This is a genomic window from Streptomyces sp. NPDC001904 (genome assembly GCF_040297005.1).
Taxonomy (GTDB): Bacteria; Actinomycetota; Actinomycetes; order Streptomycetales; family Streptomycetaceae; genus Streptomyces.
In genome coordinates, this window is record NZ_JBEOYI010000012.1 from 15,184 (window position 1) to 38,674 (window position 23,491).

Annotated in this window: 6 protein-coding genes; all 6 read left to right on the top strand. The window is 71.2% G+C overall.

What is annotated here, in order from left to right; translation table 11 throughout:
- The 6 genes from ABT127_RS20535 to ABT127_RS20560 are packed head-to-tail and all read left to right on the top strand — an operon-like array spanning position 1 to position 23,491.
- Positions 1 to 1,269 carry a hydroxymethylglutaryl-CoA synthase family protein gene (locus ABT127_RS20535; protein WP_351451820.1) on the top strand — a complete coding sequence of 423 codons (1,269 nt, stop codon included), beginning with the start codon at positions 1 to 3 and terminating at the stop codon, positions 1,267 to 1,269.
- Positions 1,266 to 2,030, top strand: a complete 765-nt coding sequence (locus ABT127_RS20540) for an enoyl-CoA hydratase/isomerase (RefSeq protein ID WP_351451823.1) — start codon at positions 1,266 to 1,268, stop codon at positions 2,028 to 2,030. The genes ABT127_RS20535 and ABT127_RS20540 overlap by 4 nt, the downstream gene beginning before the upstream one ends.
- The gene (locus tag ABT127_RS20545; protein WP_351451826.1) at positions 2,027 to 2,776 is read left to right on the top strand and encodes a polyketide synthase; all 750 of its coding nucleotides are present in this window, start codon (positions 2,027 to 2,029) and stop codon (positions 2,774 to 2,776) included. Before ABT127_RS20540 ends, ABT127_RS20545 begins: the two co-directional genes overlap by 4 nt.
- 5 nt (positions 2,777 to 2,781) lie before the next feature.
- Positions 2,782 to 10,392 carry an SDR family NAD(P)-dependent oxidoreductase gene (locus ABT127_RS20550; RefSeq protein ID WP_351451828.1) on the top strand — a complete coding sequence of 2,537 codons (7,611 nt, stop codon included), beginning with the start codon at positions 2,782 to 2,784 and terminating at the stop codon, positions 10,390 to 10,392.
- Positions 10,389 to 18,053 carry an SDR family NAD(P)-dependent oxidoreductase gene (locus ABT127_RS20555; protein WP_351451831.1) on the top strand — a complete coding sequence of 2,555 codons (7,665 nt, stop codon included), beginning with the start codon at positions 10,389 to 10,391 and terminating at the stop codon, positions 18,051 to 18,053. Before ABT127_RS20550 ends, ABT127_RS20555 begins: the two co-directional genes overlap by 4 nt.
- Positions 18,050 to 23,491, top strand: coding sequence for a beta-ketoacyl synthase N-terminal-like domain-containing protein (locus tag ABT127_RS20560; protein ID WP_351451834.1), 5,442 nt, complete (start codon positions 18,050 to 18,052; stop codon positions 23,489 to 23,491). Before ABT127_RS20555 ends, ABT127_RS20560 begins: the two co-directional genes overlap by 4 nt.

A 23,491-nucleotide genomic window follows, 5' to 3' on the forward strand; every position in this document is an offset into this window, starting at 1 on the left:
ATGGAGACGATCCCTGTCGGCATAGAAGCGCTCAACATCTTCGGCGGCAGTGCGTGCATCGACGTGCCGGAGCTGCTGGCGCACCGTGGCCTCGACGCCCTCAAATCAGAAGAATTGATGGTGCATCAGAAGACCGTCGCGCTGCCCTTCGAGGATCCGGTGACGTTCGGAGTCAACGCGGCCAAGCCGCTGGTGGACGCGCTCCCGGAGGCTGAGCGGGACCGTATCGAGATGCTCGTCACCTGTACGGAGTCCGGGGTCGACTTCGGGAAGTCCCTCAGCAGCTACCTCCATCACCACCTGGGACTCAACCGCAACTGCCGGCTCTTCGAGGTGAAGAACGCCTGTTACGCCGGGACCGCGGGACTGCAGCTGGCCGTCGACTTCGTCCGGTCGGGCACGTCCCCCGGGGCCAAGGCGCTCGTCGTCGCCACGGACGTGTCGCGGTACGCGGTGCCCGAGGACACCGACGCGATCACCATGGACTGGGCCTTCATGGAACCCACGTCCGGAGCCGGCGCGGCCGCCGTCCTGGTCGGGGACGATCCGCGCGTCCTCCACCTCGATCCGGGCGCCTACGGCACGTACGGGTACGAGGTGATGGACACGTGCAGGCCGACACCCGCCGGAGAGGCGGGGGACGCGGATCTGGGCCTGATGTCGTACCTGGACTGCTGTGAGCAGACGTTTCTCGACTACCGGCGCCGTGTCCCGCAGGCGCACTACCGGGACTCGTTCGACTACCTGTCCTTCCACACGCCCTTCGGCGGCATGGTGAAGGGCGCCCACCGCACCATGATGCGCAAGCTCACCCAGGCCAAACGCGCCGACATCGAGGCCGACTTCCAGCAGCGGGTCGTGCCGGGCCTGCGGTACGCCCGGTACACCGGAAACATGATGGGCGGCAGCGTCTTCGCCTCGCTGGCCGCGACTCTCGCACACGGCGACTTCGAGCAGCCCCGCAGAATCGGCTGCTTCTCCTACGGCTCCGGCTGCTGCAGTGAGTTCTACAGCGGAGTGGCAACCACCCGGAGTCGTCAGGCACTTCTCGATCTCGATGTGGAAGAGACCCTGGGCGCGCGGAGCGTGCTGCCGATGGAGGCGTACGACCAGGTTCTGCGGGACAGCACCGCCGTGGCCTTCGGCACCCGCAACGTCGAACTCGACCCGGATCGCTACGCCAAGGAACTCGGGACCGAGGTCGCGCCCGCAGGCCTGGTCCTGGAGCGGATCAGCGAGTTCCACCGCGCATACAGGTGGACCGCATGAACTACCGCACGATCAAGGTCGAGATCACCGGCACGGTCTGCCGGATTCGGCTGGACCGGCCGGAGGCGAGGAACTCCATCAACGAACTCCTCGTCACGGAGCTCCTCGATGCCCTCGACCGGCACCAGGACGCCGTCACCGTGGTGCTGCTCGAAGGGCTGCCCGACTACTTCTGCTTCGGCGCCGACTTCCAGGAACTCGGCACCACGGCCGTCGCACAGGACCGTACGGACCGCGGCCCGGAACCGCTCTATCAGCTGTACCTGCGGCTCGCGACCGGACCCTTCGTCACCGTCTCGCACGTGCGCGGAGTCGCCAACGCCGGGGGCGTGGGGCTGGTGGCGGCCAGCGACGTGGTCATCGCTGACGACAGCGCGCGCTTCAGCCTCTCGGAGCTGCTCTTCGGCCTGTACCCGGCGTGTGTGCTGCCCTTCCTCATCCGTCGCTGCGGATTCCAGAAGGCCAACTACATGACCCTGATGACCATGCCCCTCGACGCGGCGGCGGCCGCCGCCGCCGGCCTCGTGGATGCGACGGGCCCGAACAGCGAGGCTCTCGTGCGCCGTCACCTCACCCGGCTGAAATGCCTGCCCAAACCGGGGATCACCCGCTACAAGCGCTACGTGAACACGCTGGACGACAGTCTTGCCGCTGCGCGTCCGGCCGCCCTCGCGGGAAACCGGGAGGTCTTCTCCGACGAGCGGAACCTGATGCTGATCCGCCGCTACACCGAGGAAGGGAAAATGCCTTGGGAAGCGTGAGCGCACCGGTCGTCGAACTCCGTGAGGCCGAGCCGGGCGTGGCCCTGCTGACCATGCGGGACCAGGTCCACAAGAACGCGTTCACCCCGGAACTGGTGGACGGGCTCCTCGACGCGTTCGAGACGGTCCGCCGCGATGACACGTGCAAGGTCGTCGTGATGACCGGCTACGACAACTACTTCTCCTCCGGCGGGACACAGGACGGCCTGCTGGCGATCTACGAGGGACGCAGCCGGTTCACCGACCTGAATCTGTACAGCCTCGCGCTCGAGTGCGAGGTGCCGGTCATCTCCGCCATGCAGGGGCACGGCATCGGCGGCGGCTTCGTCATGGGCCTGTACGCCGATCTCGTCGTCATGAGCCGCGAGAGCGTCTACACCGCCAACTTCATGCGCTACGGCTTCACTCCCGGCATGGGAGCCACCTGCATCCTCCCGCGCAAACTCGGGCTGCCGCTGGCGCAGGAGATGCTGCTGGGCGGCGCCAACCACCGCGGCGCCGAACTCGCCGCCAGAGGTGTGCCGTTCCCGGTCGTGCCACGCAAGGACGTCCTGCCCGAGGCGCTGCGGCGGGCGAGGGAACTGGCCGACAAGCCGGCCGTGTCCCTGAAGGCTCTGAAGCAGCACCTCGTGGCACCGATCCGCCGGGAGCTGCCGGACGTCATCCGGGCGGAGCTCGCCATGCACGAGGTGACCTTTCATCGCGACGAAGTCAGACAGCGGGTCACCGACCTGTTCGGAGAGTGAGAGAGATGCAGACCAAAGATCTCCTGCTGGCTCTGCGGTCCGGCAGGATCGGACTCGAGGAAGCCCGCACCCTGCTGGCGGCGGAGCAGACCGCGCGTCGCTCTCAGGAGCCGCGGAGCGCGTCGCGGCCCGTCGCACCCGCACCCTCCCGGCCGCGGCGGGGCATCGCGGTCATCGGCATGTCGGGCCGCTACCCCGGAGCCGAGGACCTCGGCCGGTACTGGGCGAACCTGGATGCCGGCCGGTCGTCGGTCACCGAGGTGCCCGCCGGACGCTGGGACGTCGACGCCCACTACGACCCGCGGGGCCGCGTGCACGGTCGTACGGACTGCAAGTGGCTGGGGGCCCTCACCGGCATCGACGCCTTCGACCCGGCGTTCTTCGGCATCCCGCCGGACGAGGCGCACGCCATGGACCCGCAGCAACGGCTCTTCCTCCAGGAGGCGTTCCACGCCTTCGAGGACGCCGGATACCGACGCGACCGGCTCGCCGGCCACGACTGCGGCGTCTATCTCGGACTGGCCAGCCACGAGTACGAGACGCTCCTGGCCCGCGACGCTCCCGGTACCGGCAACGCGACCGGGACCAACGGAGCCGTCGCCGCGGCCCGGATCGCGTACCACCTCGATCTGACCGGTCCGGCGATGGCGGTGGACGCGGCGTGCACGTCGTCCCTGGTCGCGGTGCACCTGGCCTGCCAGGCCCTGGAGTCCGGCGAGACCGACCTGGCGCTGGCCGGCGGTGTGAGCCTGTACCTGGGTGCCGACCGGTACGTGAGCATGAGCGCCGCGGGCATGCTGTCCGCGACCGGAGAGTGCCGTCCCTTCGACAGCCGCGCCGACGGGTTCGTCCCCGGCGAGGGCGTCGGAGCACTCGTACTCAAGCGCCTCGACGACGCGGAGCGCGACGGCGACGCCGTCCACGGCGTCATCGCCGCCACGGCGGTCAATCAGAACGGCAGCACCAACGGCATCACAGCCCCCGGCAAGCGCAGCCAGGTCAAGCTCATCCGACGGCTGTACGCGGCGCGGGGGATCGATCCCGCGGGCATCGGATACATCGAGGCCCACGCCACCGGGACCACGCTGGGCGACTTCATCGAACTCGACGCTCTGGCCACCGTGTTCAAGGAGCACACCGACGAGCGTCAGTTCTGTGCCGTGGGCTCCGCCAAGGGCAACATCGGCCATGGAACCGCGGCGGCGGGCGTGGCGGGGATGCACAAAGTGCTGCTCTCCCTGCAGCACCGCACCCTGGTGCCCACCCTGCACGTGGACGAACCCAATCCGCACTTCGACTTCGACGCCTCGCCGTTCTACCTGAACAGGCGGTCCCGCCCCTGGAGCGCCCCCCACGGCGGTCCCCGTCGCGCCTGCGTCAGTGCGTTCGGCTTCAGCGGGAGCAACGCCCACATCGTGCTGGAGGAGTACGTTCCCGCCGCTCCGCCGCGACCGGTCTCCGCGCACGGCGGCAGGCATCTGTTCGTGCTGTCCGCGACGACGTCCGACGCGCTCGACCGGCAGGTCCACCGGCTGCGTCGGCACGTGGCGGACACACCCGATGCGGACCTCGCGGCCACGGCGTACACCTTGCAGACCGGGCGGCAGGCCATGGACGTGCGGGCGGCCTTCGTCGCCGCGTCCCGTGAGGAACTGGTCGATGCCCTGGACGGCCATCTGCGCTCGCCCGGGACCGGCGAACGCACCCGATTGGCCGACCGGGTGCGGCAGGCCCCTGACGCGGAACGCCGCCGGTGGTTCGCGCAGTCGGCGCTGCCCGAGATCGCCGAAGAATGGCTGCGGGGTGCGGACATCACGCCGGACGAGTGGGCCCGGCTGTACGACGGCCGGCCCCGCCCGGTCCGTCTTCCCGGCTATGCCTTCGCCGAGGACCCGTACTGGTTCACCGCGTCCGGCCAGGTCCGCCCGGCACTCCCGGCCGACGGGCCCGCGACCCGCCCCGGCAGTGGAACACCGGACATGGCGCCCACCGACCCGGTCCCCTTCCGTTCCGACGACCCCTACGTACGCGACCACGCCGTCTCGGGCGTGCCGACGCTCATCGGCATGACCCACGCAGGTCTGGCGCTCGACTGGCACTTCGACCGCTTCCCGGAGCACGACGCGGCCCGGCTGGAGAAGCTGACGTTTCTGCGCGCCGTCGAGGTACCCACCGGCACCTGCGCCGACGTCCGCCTCGAACCGGACGGGGACACCACCACCTCGGACGGCGTGCGCTTCCGGGCCGTGTACCGCAGCACGGCGGGCGAGCCGTGGGCGCCGGCGGCCGAGGGCCGCCTGCACGGAACCGAGCACCAGCTGGAGAGGGCCGACCCCGCGCTCGCACGGGCCGGGCTGTCGCCGGTGGATCCGGACCGGGTGTACGGACGGAACCCGGCGATCGAGATCGGCGACACGTTCAGGATCTTCACCGAGCTCTACGCGGACGAGCGGACGGTGGTCGCGGCCGTGAACGCGCCGGTCGGCGGAGTGAGGGGCCGCACGCTGGACCCCCTGCTCATGTACGGCGCCTTCCAGGCAGCGCTGCTCTTCCTCGACGAGGACGGCGCGCCGACGGACTCCGCCGGATACCTCCCCTTCGGCATCGAAAAGGTCAGGGCCCGGCGCGCCGCGGTGACCGGACGGGTGTGGCTGACGGTGCGACTGCGCCGGAACTCGGGCGAGCTGATCGTGTTCGACACGGATCTGACCGACGACACCGGCGAGGTGGTGGCGCGGCTGACCGGCTGTTCCATGAAGCGGATCCGCACGCGCCCCGACCGGCGTCCCGCACACGACGACCTGCCCGCCGCCATCCGGAGCTACCTCACCGAAAAGCTGGCGACCCTGCTCGACGCGCCGGCGCAGGAGGTCGATCCCCGCGTCAACCTGATGGATCTCGGCGTCACGTCGGAGCAACTCGTCACCCTGACCGGGGACATCGAGCGGGACAACGGACTCGACCTGAGCCCCGCCCTGTTCTTCGAGTACCCGAGTCTCGACCAGCTCGCCGACCACTTCCACCAGGACCACGGGGACGCCTTCGCGTCCCGGCTGGGGGAGGCGCGGACAGCGGACCGGACAGCTCCTGCGCCGCCGGCTCCTGCGCCCGCGCACACCCGCCGCCACGATCGGACCCGATCCGACGAGGGAAACCGAGCCCACGAGGACATCGCTGTCATCGGCATGCACGGCATGCTGCCCGGCGCACCGGATCTCGACGCCTTCTGGCAGAACCTGGTCGACCGCAAGGACGTGATCAGCGAGATCCCCCGCGACCACTGGGACTACCGCCCGTGGTTCGACGCGGACCCGGGCGCGCGTGACAAGACGTACTGCAAGTGGGGCGGGTTCCTGGAGGACGTCGACGCCTTCGACGCGGAGTTCTTCCGGGTCTCGCCCCGCGAGGCCGAGTGGATGGACCCCCAGCTGCGGCTACTGCTGCAGAGCGTCTACGCGGCGGCCGAGGACGCGGGTGCCGCCGCACGGCTGCGGGGGAGCGACACCGGCGTGTTCGTCGGGGTCTGCTGCCACGACTACCTGGACGTGATCAACGAGCGGCGGCTGCCCGTCGAGCCGTACGCGGGCCTGGGCAACCACCACACCGTCCTCGCCAACCGTGTCTCCTTCGCCTTCGACCTCAACGGCCCGAGCGTGGCGGTCGACACCGCCTGCTCCTCCTCGCTGGTCGCCCTCCACCAGGCCTGCCAGGCCCTGCGCAGCGGGGAGTGTGCCACGGCGTTCGTCGGCGGGGTGAACCTGCTGCTGTCCTCGTACCACTACCGGTTCTTCAGCAGCGTCGGAGCCCTGTCGCCGACGGGCCGGTGCCACACCTTCGCGCAGGAGGCCGACGGCTACGTGCCGGGGGAGTGCATCGGCACCGTGCTCCTCAAACCGTTGAGCAAGGCGATCGAGGACGGCGACCGGATCCACGCCGTGATCAAGGGCTCGGCGGCCCGGCACGGCGGATACACCCCGTCCTTCACCGCGCCCAGCGTCGAGGGCGAGGAGAACACGGTCGTCAAGGCGTGGCAGGACGCCGGAATCCCGCCGGAGACGATCAGCTACGTCGAGGCGCACGGCACCGGCACCAAGCTGGGCGACCCCGTCGAAGTCACCGCGCTCAACCGGGCCTTCAGGCGCTACACGGACCGCGAGGGATTCTGCGCCGTGGGCTCGGTCAAGGCCAACATCGGGCACACCGAGGGCGCGGCGGGCCTCGCGGGCCTGCTGAAGGTGATCCTGCAGCTGCGCCACCGCAAGATCCCGCCCCTGCCCCGGCTGCGCGACCACAACCCGCTGATCAAGTGGGACGGGGGCGCGCTGCGGATCGACTCCGGGACCCGGGACTGGGTCGCCCAGGAGGGAGTTCCGTTGCGGGCGGGCATCAGCTCGTTCGGCATCTCCGGCGCCTACGCGCACGTGGTGGTCGAGGAGTACTCCCCGGACGCGGACGAACGCCCGCGTGACGCCGTTCCGGACGGCGCGGACCGGCCGGTGGCGATCGTGCTGTCGGCGCGGAACGAGGAGCAGCTCCGCGAACGCGCGCGGCTCCTGGCCGACGCGCTGCGCGCCCGCCCGCTCACCGACGCCGACCTGCCCGACATCGCGTACACGGTGCAGACGGGACGGGAACCGATGCGGGAACGCATGGGCTGTGTCACGTCCTCGACCGGCGAACTGGCCGAGATTCTCGACGGGTTCGCCGAGGGCCGCGCCGACAGCCGGGTTCATCGCGGCCGCGCTGCCGCGGGCGCCGGGCACGTCGCCGCACCGGCACCGGATCCGTCGCAGGCACCGACGCCGCTGGAGCTCTCGGCGCTGCTCGCCGCGTGGGTGCGGGGCGGGACGTGCGACTGGGCAGCGCTGTACGGCGTGGTCCGGCCGCGGCTGATCGGCCTGCCCACGTACCCGTTCGCGCGCGACCGCCACTGGCTGCCGGACGCGCCCGCACCGTCCGCCGCGCCCGCCGCCGCTCCTCCCGCGACCGGCGCCGGCGGGACGAGCCATCCGCTGCTTCCCGCCGCGGAGCCGGGCAGCGGGCACACGCGGTTCCGCCCGGAGTTCTCCGGCACCGAGTTCTTCCTCGCCGACCACCAGGTCTCCGGGCGCCGGATCCTGCCCGGCGTCGCCCATCTGGAGCTGGCCCGAGCGGCGGTGCGGGAGCACCGGCGGGCGGGCGGGCTCGCCGACCGCCCGCTGCGCATCGCCGATGTGGCCTGGACGGCACCCGCCGAGACGGGGAACGGGCCGATGCGCCTCGACCTCACACTGATCCCGGAGCCCGACGGCGGCACCGGATTCACCGTGCGCAGCGTGCCGGACCGACCTGATGAGCCCTCCGTCCTGCACAGCCGCGGCCGTGTGGTGGCCCTGACGGACGACGAGGCAGCGGATGCGGCTCTCGATGTGGCCGGGGTCCGCGCCTCCTGCGGAACAAGCCGTTTGACGGACCATCAGTGCTACGAGGTGTTCCGCCGGGCCGGGATGGAGTACGGACCGGCCTTCCGCGGGATCGCCCACATCGACATCGGAGGCGGTCAGGCCCTTGCCCGGCTGCGTGTGCCGGACGCCGTACGGGGCGACACCGACGCGTACGGACTGCACCCGAGCCTGCTCGACTCGGCGCTCCAGGCCGTCGTCGGCCTCATGCTTCCCGACGGCGACGCAGCAGCGGGGCTCGAAGGCCCCGCCCTGCCGTTCTCCGTCGACGCGGTCGACGTACTGGCCCCCTGCCGGACCGCCGGGTGGGCCTGGGTGCGGGAACGCTCCGGCACGAACGGGGTGCGGACCTTCGACGTGGACATCTGCGACGACGACGGAACGGTCCGCGTCCGCATCCGTGGCGCCGCCTGCCGCACCTTGCCCGGGTCCGCGCCCGCCCGCCCCGCATCACCGGTGGCCGAGGCGCCGGTGGAGTCCCTCCTCGCCGTGCCGGTGTGGGACGCGGTGTCGGTCGACGACACGGACCGGGCGGCGGCGCACGAGGGCCGAACCGTCCTCCTGAGCGTGGATCCCCGGGCCCGGCGGGAACTCGCCGGAGACTTCCCCGGGGCCGCCTCGCCCGAGTCGGCGCCCGGAGCCTCGGTGGCCGAGCTGCGCGACCTCCTCGACGCGCACGGCCCCATCGGGCACCTCGTATGGGCGGCGCCGCACGGGGCGCTGGCCGAGAACGGCTGGGACGGCGTTCCGCGGGACCAGCACGACGGAACGCTGCACCTCTTCCGCACCGTCAAGGCCCTGCTCGAACTGGGCTACGGGCAGCGCGACATGACCCTCACGGTGGTCACCCGGCAGAGCGAGCCGTGCGGACCCGTCGACACCATCGATCCGACCCACGCCGGTGTGCACGGGCTGGCCGGCTCGCTCGCCAACGAGCAGCCGGGGTGGCGGATCCGCAGTGTGGATCTCCCCGCGGAGGGCCCGTGGCCCGAGGATGCGCTGCGCCGCCTGCCCCAGGAGACGGGAACGGACGTCCTGGCGCTGCGTGCGGGCACCTGGCACAGGCGGCGCCTCATTCCGGTCGACGGTGCGGCGCCGGGCCCGCACACCGGCTATCGGCACGGAGGCGTGTACCTGGTCATCGGCGGGGCCGGGGGCCTCGGCGAGGCATGGTCCGAGTACCTGATCAAGAAGTACCGGGCCCGGATCGTCTGGATCGGACGGCGAGCCGAGGACGCCGACATCACCCGAAAGATCGACCGGCTGGCCCGCTTCGGTCCCGCGCCGGTCTACCTCCAGGCGGACGCCACCGACGAGGCACAGCTGCGCCGCACCTGCCGGGCCGCGCTCGACCGGTTCGGCGCGCTGCACGGAGTGGTGCACGCGGCGATCTCCCTGCTCGACCAGAGCCTTGCGCAGATGAGCGAGGAGCGATTCCTGGCCGGGTACGCGGCCAAGCTGGACGTCGGGGTGCGCATGGCCCAGGTCTTTCGCGACGTACCGCTCGACTTCGTGCTGTTCTTCTCGTCGGTGGTCTCCTTCGTCAAGGCCGGTGGGCAGGCCAACTACGCGGCCGGCTGCGCCTTCAAGGACGCCCTCGCCCACCGGCTGGCGCAGGAGTGGCCCTGCCCGGTCAAGGTCATGAACTGGGGTTACTGGGGCAGCGTCGGGGTCGTGGCGTCCACCGCGTACCGCGAGCGGATGGCGCGCGAGGGCATCGGCTCCATCGAGCCGGCCGAGGGCATGGCGTCCCTGGAATTCCTGCTCGCGTCGCCCTTCGCCCAGCTCGCCCTGATGAAGGCGGCGGCCCCGGGCCGCATCGGCGCCGTGGACATGACGCAGAGCCTGTCCTCGACCGCTGCCGCGGCCGAGCCGACGGAGCCACCCGGGAGCGACGCCGTCCTCACACGGCTGCGCGAGCTCGCAGGTGCCCGGGTCGGCCGGCAGATCCAGGCGCCGGACGACGGACAGCACCTGACGGCCTACGGCTTCCGGCCCGCGCATCTGACGGAACTCGCCGAACAGATCGGTGAGCACTACCGGATGCACCTGACACAGGCGACGTTCATCGATCACCCGACTCTGCCCGAGCTGGCGTCGTTCATCGCCGACCGGTTGACCGGGCGTGCCACGTCCACGTCGGTGGGCACTTCCAACGGAGGGGGAACGCAGTGAGGCTGACGCAAGCGGCGCAGCGGATGGAGCACCTGCTGCGGCACCTGCTGCGGGCCCAGCTGGTGGAGCTGGGAGCCCCGGACCGGGCGGAGCTCGACGAGGTGATGGCCGGAGCGGCCATCGCTCCGGCGCACCGGGAATGGACGCGCGAGACCCTCCGGGTGATCCATGCGGAGATCGGGGACGACGACACCGGGCCGGACCCCACCGCACGGCTCTGGCAGGAGTGGGAACGGGCGCTGCCGCAGTGGCAGGCCCTGCCCGCACTCCGCGGGCGGGCCGCCCTGCTCGATCGCACGGTGCGCCACATCCCCGACATCCTGACCGGCCGGGCGGCGGCCACCGACGTGCTGTTCCCCGACTCGTCGCTGCACCTGGTGGAGGCGGTGTACAAGGACGATCCCGCCGCGGACGCCGGGCGGGAGGCACTGGCCGCGGAGGCTGCCGCCCGGGTGGCACGGCTGGTGGAACAGCGCCCGGACGCGCAGGTCCGTGTCCTGGAGGTCGGAGCGGGGACCGGAGCGACGAGCGAGGCCGTACTGGGGCGGCTCGCGCCCTTCGCCGACAACCTCGTGGAGTACGTGTACACCGACGTGTCCGCGGCCTTCCTGACCCGCGCGGAGCGTACGTACGGGGCACAGCACCCCTTCCTGGTGTGCCGGACCTTCGACGTGGAGCGGCCGCCGGAGGAACAGGACCTGACGGTCGGCGGCTACGACCTGGTGATCGCCGCCAATGTGCTGCACGCGACCACATCGGTGCGCGCGGCGCTGCGGCACACCAAGGCACTCCTCAAGCCCGGGGGCCTGCTGCTGGTCAACGAACTCGTCGGCAACACGCTCTTCGCCCACCTCACCTTCGGGCTGCTCGAGGGCTGGTGGCGCCATGCGGATCCCGAACTGAGGCTGCCCGGCTCCCCGGGGCTGAGCGTCGAGACGTGGAAGAGGGTGCTGGCCGAGGAGGGGCTCAGGCCCGTGCTCTCGCCCGACGTCCCGGGCGCGGAGGCGGGGCAGCAACTGCTGGGAGCCGAGAGCGACGGCTTCGTCCGGCGCGTCCGTCGGGACACCGCGGAACGCCCTGCCGCGGACGGGGCGGCACAGGCCGTCGCGGCGGACGACCGCACACGGACCGGAACCGCTCCAAAGAGCACGAGCACGAGCACGGACACGGCGGCACGGGTGATGCCGTACCTGACGGAGCTGGTCGCCGAGGCACTGAAGTACCCGGTGCACAGGATCGACCCCGAGGAGCCACTCCAGAGCTACGGCATGGACTCCCTCGTCGTCACCCAGCTCAGTGCTGAACTCCGCGCCAGACTCGGCAAGGTGAGCAGCACGGTGTTCTTCGAGCACCAGACGATCAGGGAACTCACGGACCATTTCGTCGCGCAGCACGGCGCAGGGCTCCCCGCACTGCTCGGCCTGGAGGATACCGGCACACCCGCCCCGAGCCCGTCGCGGGAACAGCCCCGGCCGATCCCGGCGCCCGCCGCGCCCTCCAGCGCCCACCTTGTGGAGACCGCCCGCCAGGACATCGCCGTGATCGGCTTCGCCGGCCGCTATCCGGGCGCCGAGGACGTCCACGCCTTCTGGCGCAATCTGCGCGACGGCCGCACCAGCATCTCCGAGATTCCGGCGGAGCGCTGGAACTGGCGCGACCACTTCAGCCCGGAGCGCGGCGCCCCCGGCACCACGTACACCAGGTGGGGAGGCTTCCTCACCGACATCGACGCGTTCGACCCCCTCTTCTTCCGCATCTCGCCCGCAGAGGCGGAGCAGATGGACCCGCAGGAGAGGATCTTCCTCGAGACCGCGTACGCGGCCGTGGAGGACGCCGGATACACGCCCGCCGCGCTGTCCCGCAGCCGCAAAGTCGGTGTCTTCGTCGGCGTCATGAACGGCAACTATCCCACCGGAGCCCACTACTGGTCGGTGGCGAACCGGGTCTCCCACGCCCTGGACTTCCGCGGCCCGAGCCTCGCCGTGGACACCGCGTGCTCCGCTTCGCTGACCGCGATCCATCTCGCCGTCGAGAGCCTGCGCAACGGATCGTGCGAATCGGCGGTCGTCGGCGGTGTCAACCTGATCGTCGACCCCGTCCACTACCTGCGCCTCAGCTCTCTGACGATGCTCTCCTCGGACGACCGCTGCAAGGCGTTCGGGGACGAGGCGGACGGCTTCGTCGACGGGGAGGGCGTCGGAGCCCTCGTGCTGAAGCCGCTCCAGGCAGCCGTGGCGGCCGGGGACACCGTGCACGGGGTGATCAAGGCGAGTCACCTCAACGCCGGCGGCCGTACCAACGGCTACACGGTGCCCAGCCCCAGGGCCCAGGCCGATCTGGTCTCCGCGTGCCTCGAGCAGGCCGGCCGCGACGCACGGGCGGTCAGCTATGTGGAGGCCCACGGCACGGGCACGGCGCTCGGAGACCCCATCGAAGTCGCCGGTCTGACAAAGGCGTTCGACCGGCACACCACCGATCGCCAGTACTGCGCGATCGGTTCGGTGAAGAGCAATGTCGGGCACCTGGAGAGCGCGGCCGGAATCGCCGGTGTGACCAAGGTGCTGATGCAACTTCGGCACGGGCAGATCGCGCCGACGCTGCACGCACGGACCACGAACCCTGAGATCGACTTCGCCGCCACCCCCTTCGCGCTCCAGCAGGACATCGGCCCCTGGACACGTCCGGTCCTGGCCCACGGCGAGCAGCCCCGGCTGGCGGGTGTCTCCTCGTTCGGGGCCGGAGGGGCGAACGCACACGTCCTGATCGAGGAGTTCATCGCACCGGACCCCGTCGGTACCGCAGGCATCGGCACGGCAGCCGCCGGCACCAGGTGGCCGATCACGCTCTCCGCCACGGACGAGGACCGGCTGCGCGAGAAGGCCAGGGGGCTGCTCGCGGCACTGCGCGATCCGGACCGCGGCTACCGCGAGAGCGACCTCGCGAGCATCGCGTACACGCTCCAGACCGGCCGGGAGGCCATGGCGGCGCGCCTCGCCTTCACGGCCGGTTCCCTGGACGAACTCGGCCACGTGCTGCGGCAGTTCGTGAACGGGGAACGGATACCGGGGCTCCATCAGGGCTTCCGTCCCGCGTACGAGGACCAGACCGATGACCGGGAAGGCGCGGCGCACGGCCCGGGCGTCGGAGAGCTCATGGCGGCAGGCGAGCACGACGCGGCGCTGAAGAAGTGGGCCGACGGAGCCGATGCCGACTGGACGGCGTGCTTCCCGCTGCCCCTGCCCCGACGCATCTCCCTGCCGACGTACCCGTTTGCCCGCGGCAGATACTGGGCCACGGGACAGGACTCGCGGCAGAGAACGCATCCGGCACCTGCGCCGGCCCCGGAACCCGCGGTCGATCCCGCGCTGCTGCTTGTCCCGGAGTGGACCGCGCGGAAGGCAGCCGGTGCCGCTGCCGCCACGGACCGTTTCGCCCACCACGACATCGTTCTGTGCGGGGCAGGGCTGCCCGAAGGCCTGCCGGAGCACCAGGGCGTGCGGGACGGACGGACACGGCTGACGGTGCTGCGCTCCACCGAGCTGCGCACCGACCGGCGTTTCGAGGACCTCACCCTGCAAGTGGCCGAGGTCCTGCGCGACGTGCTCCGCCGTGCGGCGGGCGGCCGTTCGCTGGTCCAGCTCGTCGTCGCCGGGGAAGGCCAGGACGCCGCGCTCCGCGCGCTCTCCGGGATGCTGCGGTCCGTCACGCTGGAGAACCCGAGGGTGGCCACCCAGCTGATCCAAGCAGGCGACCGGGCCCAGCTGTTGGCCCCGGTCGTCGAGGAGAACGCCGCACACGTCCGGGACCGGCACATCCGCTACGCGGACGGGGAGCGGCAGGTCGCCGCCTTTCGGCAGGTCACCGCGTCGGACTCCGCTCCCGCGCCCTGGAAGGACGGCGGCGTCTATGTGATCACCGGCGGTGCGGGAGCCATCGGGCTGCACCTCGCCAGGGAGATCGCCCGGCGGACGGCCGGTCCGCGGATCGTGCTCACCGGCCGTTCGGAAGCGGGACGGCCGGTCCTGCGGGACGCCCTGCGCGAGCTGCGGGACCTGGGAGCGCACGCCGAGTACCGGGCCGTCGACGTCACCGATCCCGCGCAGACCGATCGGCTGATGACCGAGGTCCGCAACCGGTTCGGCGCCCTGAACGGTGTGATCCATGGTGCGGGTGTGCTCGACGACGGGTTCCTCGTCGGGCGGGCCACCGACGACATGCGTCGTGTGCTGGGCCCGAAGGTGACCGGTCTCGTCAATCTGGACGAGAGCACCAGGAACGACAGGCTCGACGTCTTCCTCGCCTTCTCGTCCGCCTCCGCCGTCGTCGGCAACGTCGGCCAGGCGGACTATGCCGCCGCGAACGGCTTCATGGGGTACTACTGCGCCCGCCGCAACGAACTGGCCGACGCGGGCGAGCGGTTCGGCCGGGCGCTGTGCGTCGACTGGCCGTTGTGGCGGCACGGCGGCATGCACATGGACGAGGAGACGCAGGAGCAGCTCCGTCTGTCGACGGGCGCGGTCGCGCTGGAGACCAAGAGCGCCTGGGAGGCGCTGTATCGAGGGCTGGCCGTCGGAACCGGACGTCTGGCCGTGTTCGCGGGAGCGGGGGACAAGATCATGGACTATGTGAACGACAGCGCTGCCCCGACGGGCCCGCACGCCGAGCAGCGTCCCGCCGGCCGCGACGTGCTGCGCGAGGCGGTCGTGCGTCGGCTGAAGCAGCAGCTCGGCACGGTCGTGAAGGTGGGCGAGGCGAGCCTCGACGCGAAAGCGCCGCTGGAGACGTACGGGATCGATTCCGTGATGATCAACCGGTGGAACCGGATGCTCGAGGACGGATTCCCCGATCTGCCGCGCACGCTGTTCTTCGAGCGACGGACCATCGCGCAGGCGGCGGACTATCTGCTCGCGGAGTTCCCCGCCGAGTGCGCGGCCTGGACGGGCACGACGACCCCGCCGGTTCCCGGTGTGTCGGCTCCGGCGACCGCTGTCGTCCCGATCGACAGGACCGCTGAGCCCCTGACCCGGCGCGCCGTGCTTCCCGCCCGCACGTCGGACCGGGAACCGATCGCCATCGTCGGACTCTCCGGGCGCTACCCGGGAGCCGATTCGGTCCAGGAGTTCTGGGAGCGGCTGGCGGCGGGTGACGATTGCGTCACCGAGATCCCGTCCGAACGGTGGGACATGGCCGACTTCTACCATGCGGACCCCCAGGAAGCGGTCGCCCGGGGCAAGAGCTACAGCAAGTGGGGCGGATTCCTGGACGGGTTCGCCGACTTCGATCCGCTGTTCTTCCAGTTGTCGCCGCGTGAGGCCCGCCTGATGGACCCGCAGGAGCGGCTGTTCCTCACCGCGGTCTGGGAGGCACTGGAGGACGCCGGGTGTACGCGCGAGCAGATGGCCCAGGACTACGAGGGCAGTGTCGGCGTGTTCGCCGGCATCACCAAGACCGGCTACAACCTCTACGGCCCCGAGGCCCGCGCGGCGGGGTGGCGCGGAGAACTGCACAGCTCGTTCGCGTCGGTCGCCAACCGCGTCTCGTACCTGCTGGATGTCCATGGGCCGAGCATGCCGGTCGACACCATGTGCTCCTCCTCGCTGACGGCTCTGCACGAGGCCTGTGAGCACATCCTCAGGGACGAGTGCCGCATGGCCGTCGCCGGAGGCGTCAACCTGTACCTCCACCCGTCCAACTACGTCGGCATGTGCGCCCACCGCATGCTGGCGGCGGACGGTCGCTGCAAGAGCTTCGGCGCGGGCGCCGACGGCTTCGTGCCCGGCGAGGGCGTCGGCGTGGTCATCCTGAAGCGGCTGTCCGACGCCGTGGCCGACCACGACCACATCCATGCCGTGATTCCGGCCACCGGCATCAACCACGGAGGCCACACGCACGGTTACACGGTCCCCAATCCCGCCGCACAGACCGCGCTCATCCGCAGGACGCTCGACAAGGCCGGCATCGACGCACGGTCCGTCAGCTACATCGAAGCGCACGGCACCGGCACGGAACTCGGCGATCCGATCGAGCTGGCCGCCCTCACCGAGGCATTCCGGAAGGACACGCAGGACGACGGATTCTGCGCCATCGGATCGGTGAAGTCCGGCATCGGACACCTGGAGGCGGCCGCCGGCATGGCAGGCCTGACCAAGGTGGTTCTGCAGCTCCGGCACGGGGCACTGGCGCCGAGCCTGCACGCCCAGCACCTCAATCCCAACCTGCGCTTCGAGCAGACCCCGTTCACCCTCCAGCGCGAACTCGCCGAATGGAAACGGCCCACGGTGGTGCGCGCCGGGGACGTGGCGTTCGCACCGCGCATCGCCGGGGTCTCCTCCTTCGGTGCCGGAGGGGCGAACGCCCACGTCCTGATCGAGGAGTACGTGCCGCAGGACGCGATCCCCGCGCGCACGGCCCACCGCGCCACCGCCGATCGGCCGGCCCTGATCGTCCTCTCCGCCCGCACCCCCGAACAACTGGATTCACGAGCAAGGCAGTTGTTGCAGGCGGTGCGGGACGAGGTGGTGACGGACGACCGGCTGCTGGACGCCGCCTTCACGCTGCAGACGGGGCGCGAGGAAATGGAGGAGAGGCTTGCCGTGACCGCGGCGGACGCGGCCGAGCTGGAGCGCCGGCTGACCGCCTGTCTCGCCGAGGGGCCGGACGCCGTGGCGGGCGTCTACCGGGGGCGGACGCGCCGGCACAAAGAAGTACTCGACCTGCTGCTCGACGACGACGGCATCGGCGGAGCCATCGCGGCCCTGGCGACCAACGGCGGTTACGACAAGATGCTCTCGCTGTGGACCATGGGCATGAAGGTGGAGTGGCGGCAGCTCTACGCCGACGGTCTGCCCCACCGGATGAGCCTGCCCGTCTACCCGTTCGCCAAGGAGCGGTTCTGGATCGGCGACGAAGCCGGGCCTGCGCACACCTCGCAGCCCCAGCCCCCGGTGACCGTGGACGTTCCCGCCGCGTCATCCCCTGCCGAGCGCACGGTCGCCGGGCCGCCGCCCGAGGCGGCGTCCGACCGGCGCGGTGAACTGCCGCATCGCATCCGCCTGTCGGTACTTCCGGAGAGCCCACGCCCGGCCACAGTGCAACCGGCACCGGTGCCGGCACCGGCACCGGTGCCGGCACCGGCACCGGCACCGGCACCGGCACCGGCACCGGCACCGGCACCGGCACCGGCACCGGCACCGGCACCGGCACCGGCGCAAGCCGCCGCCCCGGTGCACCTCCCGCCGACCCGGCCCGTTCCGGATCTGCCGCCGCAGCCGCCCGTCGGCGACCGGTCGCCCGCCCCCGACGAGATCTCCGACGAACGGCTCGAGGCCGAACTCGCGGCGGGACTGTCCGAGATCCTCGCCGTCCCGCTCGACGAGATCGACGCGGACAAGAGCTTCGCCGACCTCGGGCTCGACTCGATCGTGGGCGTGGAATGGGTGCAGTGGGTGAACGCCGAGTACGGCGTCTCCGTGACGGCGTCGAAGATCTACGACCACCCGACCGTCCGGGACTTCCGGCGCTTCCTCAAGCCCCAGCTCGCCGGGGCGGCGGCACCGGAGCAGGGGCTGTCCGACCTCGTCCGGAGCGTGCAGCGCGGTGACCTCGATGTCGATGCCGCCCAGCAGCTGTTCCAGGACCTCGGCAAGGGGGTCCGACGGTGAACGTGCAGGAAGTGTTCGCCGCCTTGAAGAACGGCGACCTCACCCCTGAAGCGGCGCAGCACCGACTCCGCGCCCTGATGCCCGCGGAAGGGACCGCGGACGGACACGGTGACGTCGTGCCTGAACCGGCAGATGACACGGACGTCGTGCGGTGGCGGCTGGTCGAACCCGGCATCGCCCTGGTGGTGATGGAGGATCGTACGCACAAGAACACCTTCACGCCCGCCCTGGTCTCCGGACTGAGCCGTGCCTTCGCGGAGATCGACGCCGACGAGCGCGCCCGTGTCGTCGTCCTCACGGGATATGACAGCTACTTCGCGTCGGGGGGCACGAAGGAGGGATTGCTCGCCATCCAGGAGGGCCGGGTCAAGTTCACCGACCTCGGCGTCTACCACCTGCCGCTCGACTGCAGACTGCCCGTCGTCGCGGCGATGCAGGGACACGGCATAGGCGCGGGCTGGTCCATGGGGATGTTCTGCGACTTCACGGTGTTCAGCAGCGAGAGCTACTACACCAGCAACTACATGAAGTACGGGTTCACGCCGGGAGCAGGCGCCACCCTGGTCTTCCCCGACCGGTTCGGCGGCCCGCTGGCCCGGGAGATCCTCTTCGCGGGGCGCAAGTACCGAGGCTCCGAACTGGCGCAACGTGGAGCTCCGTTCCCGGTGGTCCCGCGGTCCGAAGTCCGGGAGACCGCCCTCGAACTGGCGCGGGAGCTCGCACAGGCGCCCCGCGATTCCCTCATCGGTCTCAAGTCCTTGCTCGCCGGGTCCGTACGTGACCGCGTGGCGGGCACGCTCGAGCGGGAACTGGGCATGCACGAGCGGACCTTCGTCAACAGGCCCGAGGTCCGCGACCGCATTCAGGCGCAGTTCGGCGACGGCGCGCCCGGAACACCCGAGAGGACGAACAGACCCCGACCGGTCGCGGCGCAGACGTCCCCCGCACGGCAGCAGGCATCGCGTCCCGAGCCGTCGGAGTCCGAGGCGGGGCCAGGCCGGGCGATCGCGATCATCGGTATGGCGGGCCAGTTCCCGATGGCACCGGACCTCGACGTCTTCTGGGACAACCTGGCCGCCGGCCGGGACTGCGTGTCGGAGGTCCCGGACTCCCGGTGGCCGATCGCGTCGTACCTCGACCCTGATCCGAGGGCCCTCGGCAAGACGTACAGCAAGTGGATGGGCACGCTGGAGACGGCGGACGCCTTCGACCCGCTGTTCTTCAACATCTCGCCGGTCGAGGCCGAGCACATGGATCCGCAGCAGCGGATCTTCCTGAGCAGCAGTTGGCACTGCGTCGAGGACGCCGGGATCGCGCCGTCGGCCCTGTCCGGTTCCCGGTGCGGCGTCTTCGTCGGCTGCGGGCCCAGCGAGTACGGGCAGTTCCTGATGAAGAAGGGCGACAATCCGCAGGGATTCACCGGCGCCGCGTCCTCCATCCTGAGCGCCCGCATCGCGTACCTGCTCAACCTCAAGGGGCCGAGCCTGGCCATCGACACGGCCTGCTCCTCGTCGCTCGTCGCCATCGCCGAAGCCTGCGACAGTCTGCTGCTCGGCAACAGCGACCTGGCCCTGGCCGGTGGCGTGTCGGTGCTCTCCGGACCGTCGATGCACGTCATGACCAGCAAGGCGGGAATGCTGGCCGAGGACGGCCGGTGCAAGACGTTCGACTCGCGCGCCGACGGCTTCGTCCCGGGGGAGGGCGTCGGCGTCGTCCTGCTGAAGCGCCTGGAGGACGCGGAACGCGACGGAGACCCGATCCGCGGTGTGATCCGTGGCTGGGGCGTCAACCAGGACGGCCGGACGAACGGCATGACCGCACCGAGTGCCGCCTCGCAGGCGCAGCTCGAACGGGACGTGTACGAGCGGTTCGGCCTCGACCCCGGGACGATCACCATGATCGAGGCCCACGGCACGGGCACCAAACTCGGTGACCCGATCGAGGTCGAGGCGCTGACCGAGTCGTTCCGCTCCTTCACGGACCGCACGGCCTTCTGCTCGCTGGGCTCGGTCAAGAGCAACATCGGCCATCTGCTCACGGCGGCGGGCATCGCCGGCGTGCTGAAGGTCCTGCTCTCGCTGCGTCATGGGATGCGGACACCGACCCTGCACGTGGACACGGTGAACGAGCACATCGCTCTGGAAGCGAGCCCGTTCTACCTCAACACCGGCCTGGAACCGTGGGACGCGCCCGACGGCACGCCCCGGCGGGCGGCGGTGAGCTCGTTCGGCTTCAGCGGCACCAACGCCCACCTCGTCATCGAGGAGTACCTACCGGCCTCGGCCCCCTCCACCGGCGAGGACACACCTGCCGTGGGCCGGGAGCCCGCCCTGCTCGTCCTGTCCGCCAAGACGGAGGAGCAACTCCGTTCCTACGCCGTCCGATTCCGGCAGGCCGTCGGGGCGGACGCCGCAGTCGACCCGGCCGAGTGGGCCCGTACGAGTCAGGTGGGCAGGGATCCGCTGAAACACCGTCTGGCGGTCCTTGCGACGTCCCGCGAGGAACTCCTCTCCGCCCTCACCGACTTCGTCGACGGAGGCAGCCCCGGAGCATGGGCCACCCGGCCCGGGGAACTGTCCGCCACCGGGGCGCTCGCGCGGGCCGCCGAGGAGTGGCTGTCCGGCGGTCGCCCCGACTGGGACCTCCTGTACGGGGCGTCCCGCCCCCGCCGCGTCCACCTCCCCGGGTATCCGTTCGCCGACGAGCGCTACTGGCTCGCGGAGTTCCGGGACTCGTTCGGGACCGCCGCCGACGAGCCGGTCACGGACCCCGTACCGACGCCCACACCGGAACCGAGCGGCACCCGTGCCGCTTCGGACGACACCACGGACCTGCTCGCCGACGAGCTGTCGCGCTTGCTGAGCATCGACCGGCAACGGCTGTCGGCCGACACGGCCTTCCACGAGATCGGCGTCGACTCGCTCGCCGTACAACGACTGCTGGAACGGCTGGAGACGGTCTTCGGGGAGCTCCCCGCCGAGGCGTTCTTCACGCACAAGACCATCGGCGCGCTGGCCGGCTTCCTCTCCGGCCGCACGCCCAAGAGCCCGGAACACACGGTGCGGGCCGTGCTCGCCAGTGACAGCGACAGTGACGGCGACGGCGATCCGCGGGCCGGCGCGGACATCGCCGTCGTCGGGGTGAGCGGCCGGTATCCCCAGGCACCCACGCTGCGGGACTTCTGGACCAACCTGGAATTCGCCCGTGACTGCGTCGTGGAGATCCCCAAAGAGAGATGGGACCATCGCGACTACGGCTCGCACTCCGGCGCCCGGCGCGGCAAGAGCGACGGGATGTACTGCACCTGGGGCGGCTTCCTCCCCGACGTGGACCGCTTCGACGCGGACTTCTTCGGCATCTCGCCGCTCGAGGCCAAGCACATGGACCCGCAGGAGCGGCTGTTCCTCGAAACCGCCGCGGCGTGCTTCGAGGACGCCGGCTACAGCCGGGAACGGCTTCGCGACCCCGCGGCCGCGGACGGCCGCGCGTCCGTGGGCGTGTTCGTCGGGGCCACGTTCAACAACTACCAGCTGCACCAGGCGGAGTCGTACCGCGACGGGCACTTCGCCCCCGTCAACTCCCAGCTGTACTCGATCGCCAACCGGGTCTCCTACCTCTACAACCTGCGCGGCCCGAGCCTGTCCGTCGACACCGCCTGCTCCTCCTCGCTGCTCGCGGTGCACCTCGCCTGCGAGAGCATTCGCCGCGGTGAGTCCGCGATGGCGCTGGCCGGCGGGGTCAATCTCTCGCTGCACCCGAGCAAGTACATCTCCCTGTGCGCCGGTCGGTTCGCCGCCAGCGACGGCCGGTGCCGGTCCTTCGGCAAGGACGGAGACGGTTACGTACCTGGCGAAGGGGTCGGCGCCGTGCTGCTGAAGCCACTGGCGGCGGCGGAGCGCGACGGTGACCACATCTACGGCGTCATCAGGGCGACGGCGGTCAACAACGACGGCAGGACCTTCGGCTACAGCGTGCCGAACCCCTCGGCTCAGGCCGAGGTGATCGCCACGGCACTGGAGAGGGCCGGAGTCGATGCCCGCACCATCAGCTACGTCGAGGCACACGGCACCGGCACCAAGCTCGGCGACCCCGTGGAGGTCGCCGGTCTGACACAGGCCTTCGGCAAGGACACCGCGGACACCCAGTTCTGCGCCCTCGGCTCCGTCAAGTCCGGCATCGGGCACCTGGAAGCGGCGGCCGGCATCGCGCAGCTCACCAAGGTGCTGCTGCAGTTGAAGCATCGGCGACTGGCCGCCTCGCTCACCCACTCCGACGAGCTCAACCCGCACATCGACTTCGCGTCCACCCCCTTCCACGTCCAGCGCGCCACGGCCGAATGGCGCCGGCCCGTCGTCGCCCTGGACGGCGGACCGGCCCGCGAGGTGCCGCGGCGGGCCGGGATCAGCTCCTTCGGCGCCGGAGGCGTCAACGTTCACGCGATCGTCGAGGAGTACACCTCTCCCGTCCCGACCGTGGCCCAGCCGGCCCGGGTGATCGTGCCCCTGTCGGCGAGGACCGAGTCCGCGCTGCGTGCCCGGGCCGTGTCGCTGCGCGCCCACCTCGCGACGGACCGGGAACAGCCCGGCGGACTCGCGGCGGTGGCCCACACGCTGCAGACGGGGAGGGACGCCCACGAGCACCGGCTCGCCGTCGTGGCGACGGACCAGGAGGACCTGGTCGGCGTCCTCGACGCGTACCTGGAGGGGAGCGGGGGCGGAACCCGCTGGTACGCCGGCCGGGCCGGCGCGGACGGAACGGAACGGGAGAGCGGGGCGCCCGACCCTTACGCGCTGGAAGAGACCGCGCGGGCCTGGGCGGACGGCGCCGCCGTCGACTGGTCCGCAGGCCACGGCGGGACCCGCCCGGTCCGGGTGCCGCTGCCGACGTACCCCTTCGCGGGCGACCGTTTCTGGCCCGTGCAGGCAGGAGCGGGAGCCGGTGGCCTGACCCGGCCTCCGGGACGGCGGACGTCCCCGACGACCCTGCCGGCATCGGACGAACCGGTGACGGGGGAGGGGCAGGGCAGTCCCCGGCAGTCCGCCCTGCTGACCACTCTGGCGGAGGCGATGGAGTTCGAACGGGACGACATCCTGACGACCTTCCTGCGGGAGCGGCTCGCCGAACTCCTGGACTATCAGCCCGGCGAACTGCCGGACCAGGAACGGGGCTTCTTCGACCTGGGCATGGAGTCCGTGATGGTCGAGAAGTTCCGGCTGTCCCTGGAGACGGAACTCGGCGTGGACGTGCCGGACACGGCGGTCTTCGAACACCCCACCGTCGCGGCGCTCACCGCGCACCTGCGGGAGCTCATCCCCTGGGACGACCTCGAAGAGGCGACGACCGCCGGGTCAGGGGCCAGCGCGAACGAGGACGCCGGACTCGCCGAGGTCGCTGCCCAGTTGAGGCAGGAACTGCTCGAACTCGGCGCGATCGCATAG